The 10,429-nt window shown below is 30.8% G+C and carries 7 protein-coding genes and 1 pseudogene; all 8 read left to right on the top strand.

Annotation, left to right across the window (positions count from 1 at the left end; all coding sequences use genetic code 11):
- Positions 1 to 129 precede the first annotated feature (129 nt).
- Positions 130 to 897: an ABC transporter ATP-binding protein gene (locus CQ058_RS29530; RefSeq protein ID WP_002193704.1), complete on the top strand. Its 768-nt coding sequence runs from the start codon at positions 130 to 132 to the stop codon at positions 895 to 897.
- Entirely contained in the window at positions 887 to 2,875 is a 1,989-nt protein-coding gene (locus CQ058_RS29525; protein WP_002193703.1) for an FtsX-like permease family protein, read from the top strand. The genes CQ058_RS29530 and CQ058_RS29525 overlap by 11 nt, the downstream gene beginning before the upstream one ends.
- 81 nt (positions 2,876 to 2,956) lie before the next feature.
- Entirely contained in the window at positions 2,957 to 3,628 is a 672-nt protein-coding gene (locus CQ058_RS29520) for a response regulator transcription factor (protein ID WP_002193702.1), read from the top strand.
- Positions 3,625 to 4,647 carry a sensor histidine kinase gene (locus CQ058_RS29515; protein WP_002193701.1) on the top strand — a complete coding sequence of 341 codons (1,023 nt, stop codon included), beginning with the start codon at positions 3,625 to 3,627 and terminating at the stop codon, positions 4,645 to 4,647. The genes CQ058_RS29520 and CQ058_RS29515 overlap by 4 nt, the downstream gene beginning before the upstream one ends.
- 605 nt (positions 4,648 to 5,252) lie before the next feature.
- The gene (locus CQ058_RS29510) at positions 5,253 to 7,460 is read left to right on the top strand and encodes a bacteriocin-associated integral membrane family protein (RefSeq protein WP_105590170.1); all 2,208 of its coding nucleotides are present in this window, start codon (positions 5,253 to 5,255) and stop codon (positions 7,458 to 7,460) included.
- Between the two features lie 6 nt (positions 7,461 to 7,466).
- Positions 7,467 to 8,105 (top strand): ABC transporter ATP-binding protein, encoded by a 639-nt coding sequence (locus CQ058_RS29505; RefSeq protein WP_017154370.1) that lies wholly within the window; start codon positions 7,467 to 7,469, stop codon positions 8,103 to 8,105.
- 271 nt (positions 8,106 to 8,376) lie between these two features.
- Positions 8,377 to 9,810, top strand: a complete 1,434-nt coding sequence (locus tag CQ058_RS29500) for an IS4 family transposase (protein ID WP_105590169.1) — start codon at positions 8,377 to 8,379, stop codon at positions 9,808 to 9,810.
- Positions 9,811 to 10,078: 268 nt separating this feature from the next.
- Positions 10,079 to 10,300: pseudogene (locus CQ058_RS29495) on the top strand (YxeA family protein); the annotation flags it as partial.
- Between the last annotated feature and the right edge of the window lie 129 nt (positions 10,301 to 10,429).

The following is a 10,429-nucleotide window of genomic DNA, read 5'->3' as shown; positions in this document are numbered from 1 at the left end:
CTCAATATAACAAAAATGTAATGTTAATGAAATGTAATTCCATCGATACTATAAATGAAATTATATAAAATGAATTACATAAATGAATGGGAGTTAAAGAATTTTTATAATGAAAAAGGAGAAGTATTAATGCGAAATATATTAAGTGTAGAAAAAATCGAAAAATATTATGGTAATAAAGATAATGTAACAAAGGCTATAGATAATATTAGTTTTAAGGTAGATGAGGGAGAATTTGTTGGGATAATGGGGCCTTCAGGAAGTGGCAAAACTACATTACTTAACTGTATATCAACTATTGATAATGTTACTACGGGAAAAATAATAATAAATAATAGTGACATTACTCGGTTAAAATCAAAGTCACTAGATAAGTTTAGACAAAATGAATTAGGGTTTATATTTCAGGACTTTAATTTATTAGATACCCTTACTGCTTATGAAAATATTGCCCTAGCGTTAACAATAAAAGGTGAGGAAAGTTCAAAAATTGATGGCAAAATACAAGCAGTTGCAAAATATTTAGACATTGAACAAGTATTAAGCAAATACCCTTATCAAATGTCAGGCGGACAAAAACAAAGGGTTGGTTCGGCAAGAGCTATCGTAACAGATCCATCTTTAGTACTTGCAGATGAACCAACAGGATCGTTAGATTCTAAATCAGCTAGATTATTACTCGAAAGATTTGAAAGTCTAAATAAGGATTTAAAAGCTACCATACTTATGGTTACTCATGATGCATTTACAGCAAGCTATGCTCGTAGAATTCTTTTTATTAATGATGGCAAAATATTTATTGAGTTGGTAAGAGGAAATGATTCCAGAAAAGAATTCTTTACTAAAATTATTGAAGTTATAACCCTTCTTGGAGGTGACGATAATAATGTACTCTAAGCTTGCTATTGGGAATGTAAAGAAAAGTCTTAAAGATTATGCGATATATTTCTTAACACTAACACTGGCTGTTTGTATATTTTATAGCTTTAACTCAATAGAATCACAAAAGGCACTTATGGAAATTGACGCTTCAGGTAGAGATTATGTGCCTAATTTAATGAAAGTTATCTCAAATGTGTCAGTATTTGTATCCGTAATATTAGGTGGTTTAATATTGTATGCAAACAATTTCTTAATCAAAAAACGTAAAAAAGAATTAGGAATATACATGACTTTAGGTATGGGAAGAAGAAACATATCCAGAATATTAGTAACAGAGACATTTCTAGTTGGCGTTATATCTTTAGTGAGTGGGCTTATAATAGGTATTGGAGTATCACAGGGATTATCTACATTTGCATTAAAGTTATTTGACTTGCCCATCAATAAATATAAATTTGCAATTTCAACAGGTGCTATAGGTAAAAGCGTAGTCTACTTTGGAATCATGTTTTTGCTTGTTATGTTATTTAATGTATATGTTGTTTCTAAATACAAAATAATTGATTTGTTAACAGCAGGTAGAAAAAACGAAGATGTAAAATTTAGAAATCCTCTTATCTATGTAATCACATTTATTATGTGTGTAGCATCACTTGGATATGCATATGTGACTGTACTAAAAATCGGATTGAATTATGAAAATCCTATGCTCGTGGTATCAATCATTCTTGGCATATTAGGTACATTGCTGTTTTTCTTTAGTTTATCTGGATTTATATTATATGTTGTAAAGAAGAATAAAAAAATCTATTTTAAAGGGTTAAATATATTTATCATCAAACAAATAAATAGTAAGGTTAATACAAATTTTATATCCATGTCTGTAATCTGTTTAATGTTATGCCTTACAATGGTGGCTTTATCTACAGGAATCAGCTTTAACAGAATGATGGACGCAACAATGAAAGAGGCAACACCATTTGATGCCAGTATTAAATTGGTGAATAAGGATGAAAGTTACACTATAGAAGACGTATTAAATAAATCAAATTTTAAAATAAGTAATAACGAAAAATATGTATCTTATAATGTATATCCAACAGAGATGTTAGTGGGGGACTTTGTACCAGAAGTACCTAAAAATGATAAGAATAACGGTGTGGATTTCATTAAAGTATCTGATTATAATAAAATTTTAAATCTTAAAGGTAAAAAGGAAATCACTTTAAATAACAATGAAGTTTTACTTTTATCAAATAATAACCGGTTGGTTAATTCGATAAATGAAAGATTAAAAAATAGCAATAAGGTGAATATTAAAGAAAAAGAATATCTGGTAAAAAACGCTAAAGTTATACAAGAGAATCTTTACACTTCTGATGGGCAAACTAATTTCTTCACAATCGTTATAAATGATGAGTTTTTATCAGGCTACAAAATTATTGAATCCGTACTTAATGTAAATTATTTAGATGGTAATAGAGAAGAATATAATAAAAAATATGATAACGTTGCACGGGGCTTTTATGACGAAAATGGCCCAAAATTAAATATTATATATATATCAGGCATATCAAAGGATGAAGTTGGTGCAGAAAGTAAGGGATTGAAAACTATCATACTGTTTATTGGGATATATATAGGTATTGTATTTTTAATAACGAGTATGGCTGTATTAGCTCTTCAACAATTATCAGAAGCCAGTGATAGCATAGATCGATATAAATCTTTGAAGAGAATTGGTTCAAACGGAACAATGATCGACAAAACGATTTTTATTCAAACTTTCGTATACTTTAGTCTTCCAGTTATTCTTGCCCTAATTCATTCTGTAGTTGGAATTTATGTAGTCAATAATTTTATTAACGCATTTCAACAAACAGACATTACTTTACCAGCATTGATGACTGGCTTAGTATTTCTTGTAGTTTATGTAGGATATTTCTACACGACATATGTCGGGTATAAAAATATTGTAAAAAGTAATACTTGATTTTATAATGCTCATTAAGGCTATTGCACCTTGTTTCTCAAGATGTAATAGCCTTCTATTCTGTATAGGGAGGGAAAAGTCATGAAAAAAATCATTTTGATTGAAGATGATGAAATCATCAGAGAAGAATTACAAATTTTTTTTATAAAGTATGGATATGAAGTAAAGGCTCCCACAGATTTTAATCATATTATCGAATATATAGAAAGTGAGAATGCAGACCTTATATTACTAGACATAAATCTTCCTGTGTTCGATGGCTATTATATATGCAGAGAAATACGTAAAACTTCAGATGTTCCAATCATCATGGTTACAAGCAGAGATAGTGATGTAGATGAACTAATAAGTATGAATTTAGGAGCAGATGATTTTATAACAAAGCCTTATAATACAGAAATACTATTAGCAAGAGTAACAAACATTTTAAGAAGAACATCTGGAGATTTAAAGACGAATAATATCTTAATTTATAGAGATTTTAATTTAAATCTTTCAAATGCAACAGTTACTTATCAAGACAAGTCTGTAGAGTTAACTAAAAATGAAGTTAAGATACTCTCATGCTTAATAAATAATCGCGGTAATATTGTAAAAAGAGATTCACTCATGGAAACCTTATGGAAATCTGATTATTTTGTGGATGATGGCACCTTAACTGTTAATATAAATAGATTAAGAAAAAAGCTTGAAGAGATAGGTATAGAAAATCCAATTGCAACAAGAAGAAATTTAGGGTATATAATGCCATGAATATAGGTGAATTTATTAAAGATAAAATGGTAGTAATACTATCTAATGTACTGGTATTTATTATATTAGCAGGTATATTGCTGACTGCGAATGTTCAGTTCATTATAATATTCTTTGTCTTTTGTATTTGGTTTTTTCCATTGATTTCATATATGGCTATAGAATTTATAAAATGTAGAAATTATTATAATGAGATTAATGGCATATTAGAAAACTTGGAGAAAAAATACCTACTACCAGAGGTAGTAAAGGAAGCAAACTTTATACATGGGGAAAAACTTAACGCTATACTGAAAGAAGTAAGTAGAGATATGCATGAAAATGTAAAGTATTATAGAGATATGCAGTTGGATTACAGAGAATATATAGAGACATGGGTGCATGAAATTAAGACACCAATAGCTTCTACAAAGCTAATAATTGAAAATAATCAAAATGAAGTAACTAATAAAATTGACTCTCAAATGGATGGGATTGAGGGGTTTGTAGAACAGGTTCTGTATTATTCTCGAAGCAGTAACGCTAATAAAGACTATATTATCAAGCCAATCAACCTTGATAATGTTGTAAGGAATGTAATTAAAAGAAACTATAGGGATTTTATTCATAAGAGAATAAAATTAGATATACAGGATATTGATGAGATCGTATATAGTGATGGAAAATGGGTTGAATTTATTATTAATCAAATAATAGGAAATTCTATAAAGTACTCAAATAACAAAGAACAAATGATACGTATATACTCAATTAAGAAAACTAACTCAGTAATACTAACTATAGAGGATAATGGAGTAGGGATAGTAACTAAAGATATAAATAGAGTTTTTGAGAAAGGGTTTACTGGAGAGAATGGAAGAAGATTTAGCAAAAGTACAGGAATGGGTTTGTATCTATGCGAAAAACTGTGCTCCAAATTAGGAATGAAAATTGGCATTGAATCTGAAGTGAATAAAGGAACTAGAGTTACATTAATATTTCCTTTATCAGGTATGGTAACTTTTGAGCCTTGTTTATAAAAGAGATGCTGCCATCTTTCCACGAATTTCGCATGAAACTTATAAACAAATTTAAAACGGTATGAAAAGAGTAGAAATTCTCTTCATACCGTTTGTATTATTTAGCCATTTAACATATTGGTATATTTAATTGTGAATCGGATGGATGTTAATCTGGATTAGTCATTACTATTTTTGATGTCCACTAATACTTAACGTAAGATTTGGTTCGGTTGCTACACAGACCTCGTAAGCGAGAAATTGTACAATATATAAAACAGTAAAATAAATATCCGATCCCTTATCGTACAAGGAATCGGATAATTTGTGTCTAAATTGTGTCCAAACGTACAATTTTCTTTTTTTGATATGGTGACCCCATGCCCATCAAGCTAATATTTTGAAGTACCCCCAAAACGAAATTTTTATCTCTTGAAAGTTATTTATGTAAGTTCAGCTCGTTTTTTTGTTTTGGGGAACAACCGATATCTTAACTTGATGGCAATAGGGCGGTACGCCATTTTGAAATGAAAAATAATGATTGAAAATAAAGTCATATAGACAACATTCACCATAATGTTCCATTTTATCTAAAAATACACTAAAATGTAACGGAGGGGGATGTCATGAAAAAAGTTGTTGTGTTTTTTCTTATTGTAGCTTCTATATTGTCAGGATTTATTGCATTTCAACAAACCGATCATAAAGAGTTTGAAAAAATGGAAAAGGTAGAACGGAAGATAGGGAAAGAGTTCGTTATCCCAGATGTGCTGCTTTTTAGCAATCCTAGTGAAATCTATCCTATATTGCTTGAGGCAGCAAAGGAGTCACATTCAAATATTTTTCGTACAAATGTTGTGTATCATGAAGATGAACAGGCAGAAATTTTGAAGTATGTGTTACTAACAACTGAAACGATATATTTTAAACAGTTACAGTTAAGTAGTGGGAATGTGTTAAAGCCAAAAGACACATTCCATGGTAATGCTTTTCTATCGACAGTACATACGAAAGATACAAAACAAAAGGGAGTAATAAAAGATTTTGGAGATAATCATGAGGTTACAATTAAACCGCTTCAAACGTCGTACGAACATTTACCTATGGCAGGAAGATATGTTGTAGAAGGAGTAGATGATAAATCATACAATGCATTTTTAAAGCTTTTCTCTAAAAAGCTAAATCAGCATTTTAAACCAAAACAGTATATTGTAGCTGACGATTTCAAGCGTAATCTTAGTAACAAAGAAGAAACTTTTGATTCACCAATAAGTTATTTATCGTATGTTCAATATATTGTGTTTATTGTACTCCTATGTTTTCTCATTTATTATGTATTTAACGAAGCGAAAAGAATTGGTGTTATAAAAATGCATGGCGTATCGAATGGACGTTTATGGTTTATTGTTCTAGGTAGAACCATTGTTAGTATGTTTATTATATCGTTATTCATTTCCGTGCTTGCAGCTGCTTTCGTAAAAAATGTAACTTCGGGGTTTATATACACCATAGTGCTAGATCAATGCAAAACGTATTTTATCATTACAATAGTGTCTCTCGTTTCATATTTTTATATCTCCAAAATTAAAGTCAATCAAATTATTAAGAATAGAAAAGATACGAAAGGTATATTTGTATTCAATACGCTATTAAAAGTTATCTGTTCCATTTTATTTGTTTTATTAGGGACACCTATTTTAGAACAATATATTACAGTAAAAGAAAAACAAGAAAATTTAAAAAACTGGGAGAAAAACAAAGATTATGGTGTCTTTAATCCACTATTTACTGGAAATGATGAAGGCCAACAAGGGATGCATAAAACGGCTTCAAGTATAAATGGTGATCTGTATCCTATTTTAAATAAACTGGGAGCGGTATTAATTGATTCCAAGGAGTATGAAGAGTTAGAGCTTATTAGAAACAAGGATTATAAAGGAATTCGGTCAGTTACAGTGAATAATAATTACCTTCGTGAATTTCCGCTATATGACATACTTAATCAGCGCGTGCAAGTTACAGAAGATATGGAAAACTGGATTTTATTAGTACCTGAAAAATATCAGAACAGGGAAAAAGAAATTCTTCGTTATTTTGGAGAATGGAGAAAGCCAGCAATAGAATATGAAGAAAAAATAATGCATAGAGAGGTCCCAAATCATTTACGCAATCGAAAAATAGATATTATTTGGATAAATAACAATCAGGAAATCTTTAGTTTCAATCCAGATGTATATAAATCTAATCATAATAAGATTAAAGATGAGATTATTGAGGTTATGACAGAGAAAAATAGTCTTGTTGGAGAAAGAGACCTTATATTAGGCGGAGGGGCGAACGATCCTTTAAAGATTAAGTTAATTGACAGAGATGCAGGATTAACTTATAAGGATTTGGAGCCAGAACTTAAAAGGCTAGGACTAGATGATAATTTAAAATATCTTGTAACAGTTGATCAAAATATTTTAAAAGATATATACGATCTGCAAAAAACAATAAAAATGTTATCCATGGTTACTAGTGGATTAATTGTCGGCATATTATTTTTGGTTACACAGAATATTATTGTGTATTTCAATAAAAATCAGCAGAAAATAGTGGTCCACCGCTTATTTGGCGTAAGTTTTTTTAGAACGTATAGAGGATACATGTGGTTATTTGTATTGACGTGGGTCGTACAACTATCAATTTGCTTAATCGTAAAAAAAGAGTTTGATATGAAATTGTTTACGGTGGTGGCAATGCTTATTTTAATTGAATTTATCGCGTCTATTATTGCATTAATCACTATGGAGCGAAGAAAAAAAACAACGGTCATTAAAGGAGGTTCATAGAAACGAATGCAGTATATATGTGAACTGATAGATGTTAGTAAAAGTTATGGAAATAATGCGATATTAGATAAGTTTAATTTGAAAATTTATGAAGGAGAAATGGTTGCGATTACTGGAAAGAGCGGATCTGGTAAAACAACGATTCTTAATATTATGGGAATGCTTGAAAATCCAGATAGCGGAGTCGTTAAATTGTTTGGTGAAGAGAGTCCTAGTATGAGTTCTAGTAAAGCAAATAAATTTCTGAGAACAAGAATGTCATATCTCTTTCAAAACTACGCGCTTATAGACAATGATACTGTAAATAAAAATTTAGAAATCCCCTTGATTTATGCGAAAAAAACAAAGAAGGAAAAGAAAGAACTAAAAACAGTCGCCTTGGAAAAAGTTGGACTGAGTGTGTCATTACAGCAAAAAATACACGAACTTTCAGGTGGAGAACAACAAAGGGTTGCCATAGCAAGGATACTCCTAAAGCCGTGCGAGTTAATATTGGCCGATGAACCAACAGGTTCTTTAGACGATAACAATAGAAATGAAATTATACAAATTTTAAAAAATCTAAATAAAGAGGGAAAAACAATTGTTATTGTCACCCATGATCCATATGTAGCACAAGTATGCAATAGAGTCATAGAATTATAATTTTTGCGGAAATGAGATTATTAAGGGGAGAGGAAAAGATGCATATACAATAATTTAATCAAGGGGTTCCACCCTATGTCCATCAACTTAAGAAATTAATTATTCCCCTAAATAAAAAAATGAACTGAATTTTCATGGACAACTATGAAGAGATAAAACTTTCGTTTGGAGTACTGCCACATTACTATCAATCTAAGATGAATTTATACCAATAATTCATAGAAAACGTTATTCTTTTTGTAGAAATATACAGAAAGGATGGCGTTTTTGTATGAATCTATCGATTCAAGATGAGTTTTATTTGTTCGCTGAAGAACTACAGCGATATCTATCTCCACATATTCTTCAACAACTTGGCCAAGAGACAGGTTTTGTAAAACGTAAAAGTAAGTATGGCGCACGAGATTTGGCTGCTTTATGTATTTGGATCAGTCAACATGTAGCAAGTAGTTCCCTTACTCGATTATGTAGTAAGCTTTATGCAAATACAGCTACACTTATGAGTCCAGAAGGACTTAATCAACGCTTTAACCGATGTGCTGTTTTATTTCTACAGCGTGTATTTTCCCTTTTAATCAAAAGCAAACTAAACGATTCTTCTCAAATCTCGAACCAATACATTTCTTATTTTCAACGTATACGTATTTTAGATGCTACTATTTTTCAAGTACCCAACCACTTAGCTTCTATTTATCCTGGTTCAGGAGGATGTGCACAAACAGCTGGTATTAAGATTCAACTAGAGTATGATTTACATAGTGGGAAATTCCTCAATTTTCAAATGGAACCAGGTAAAAATAATGATAAAACCTTTGGTACAGAGTGTTTGGATACCTTACGACCAGGAGATTTATGTATTCGAGATTTAGGATACTTTTCTCTAAAAGATTTAGGTCAGATGGATCAACGGGGAGTATTCTATGTTTCACGGTTGAAATTAAATAATAGAGTATATGTGAAAAATGAATCTCCAGAATTCTTTCGGGATGGGACAGTAAAAAAGCAATCTTTATATGCTTTACTTGACCTTGAACATATCATGCATCAGATAAAACCAGGAGATACTTATGAAATTCGAAATGCCTATGTTGGACAACAAAAATTACCCTCACGAGTTGTAATATACAGACTCACATCAACTCAAGTTCATAAACGTAGGAAACAGCAAACTTATGTTGAAAAGAAAAAAGGGGTTACATACTCTGAAAAAAGTAAACGTTTAACAGAAATTAATGTTTATATTACCAACATCCCATGGGAAATTGTTCCGATGGAACATGTTCACGAGATTTATTCTCTACGTTGGCAAATAGAGATTGTATTTAAAACATGGAAATCTCTTTTTGGTATCAATCATTGTCACAATATTAAGCGAGAGCGTCTAGAATGTCATCTTTATGGACAGTTAATCGCTATTTTTCTTTGTTCTTCCACTATGTTCAAAATGCGACAGCTGTTACTACAGAAAAAACAAAAAGAATTAAGTGAGTATAAAGCAATTTATATGATTCAAGATCATCTGTACTTAGTATATAAAGCTATACAACAAGACACCCAAGAAGTATCGAAAATTTTTCTTCATCTGTTTGACCTCTTGCAGAAAAACGGACGAAAATCTCACCGATATGAGAAAAAGACAGTTTTTGATATTTTAGGCGTTGTTTATCAGTGCTCTGTATCCAATCTAAAGCAGAAAACTGCATAACCTTTAAAAACACACCTTATCAAGGTTTATTTGGAATGCGTATTTTTAAAAACAAATAAACAAAATATCAAGCATGTAGGCAACAGGAACGGAAGTTCATGAAATACTCAACCTTAGCTTGATGGGCATGTATGGTGACCCCTTTTATAAAATTATGAAGGAATATGAAGAAGTAAATTAGGGCTTTTCCTATAAAGCGTACCACCAACACTTTAACGAAACTGTAGCAAACCATCCGAATTTAAAATCTGTACGTATTTTGATTGGTAACGGAGAAACATCAAAACGTTTTAATTATAATTTAACTGGATTTGATAAAGACGATAAAGAAAAAGAATTAGAATTCAATACTCAAAAAAACCTTCGTAAAGAAGCATTCCTACGCGTCTACTACTCTGATAAAAAAGATGAAAAAGATGTATCAGGTTGGGAAGAAGTGAAGAAGGACGAGCTTCCTGCGAAAGTGAAAGAAAAACTAGCTGCGAAATAATAAAAATAAAAAGGGTTTGGCCTTAACTGTCAAATCCTTTTCTGTTTTCAAAATCTTTTTCTGAAATGACTATGAATCCATGTCTTTTAAATAGAGCTGTTGTTACGCCGTAACCAGTTTGTTTATTTC

The sequence above is a fragment of the Bacillus sp. MYb56 genome, from assembly GCF_002976445.1.
Taxonomy (GTDB): Bacteria; Bacillota; Bacilli; order Bacillales; family Bacillaceae_G; genus Bacillus_A; species Bacillus_A mycoides.
Note: the sequence above shows the minus strand (reverse complement) of the source record. Positions and strands in the feature narration are given on the sequence as shown.

Bases quoted from the DNA above. Each gene is read 5' to 3' on its own strand.
- CQ058_RS29530 (WP_002193704.1), top strand. From the start codon at position 130: ATGCGAAATATATTAAGTGTAGAAAAAATCGAAAAATATTATGGTAAT.
- CQ058_RS29525 (WP_002193703.1), top strand. From the start codon at position 887: ATGTACTCTAAGCTTGCTATTGGGAATGTAAAGAAAAGTCTTAAAGAT.
- CQ058_RS29520 (WP_002193702.1), top strand. From the start codon at position 2,957: ATGAAAAAAATCATTTTGATTGAAGATGATGAAATCATCAGAGAAGAA.
- CQ058_RS29515 (WP_002193701.1), top strand. From the start codon at position 3,625: ATGAATATAGGTGAATTTATTAAAGATAAAATGGTAGTAATACTATCT.
- CQ058_RS29510 (WP_105590170.1), top strand. From the start codon at position 5,253: ATGAAAAAAGTTGTTGTGTTTTTTCTTATTGTAGCTTCTATATTGTCA.
- CQ058_RS29505 (WP_017154370.1), top strand. From the start codon at position 7,467: ATGCAGTATATATGTGAACTGATAGATGTTAGTAAAAGTTATGGAAAT.
- CQ058_RS29500 (WP_105590169.1), top strand. From the start codon at position 8,377: ATGAATCTATCGATTCAAGATGAGTTTTATTTGTTCGCTGAAGAACTA.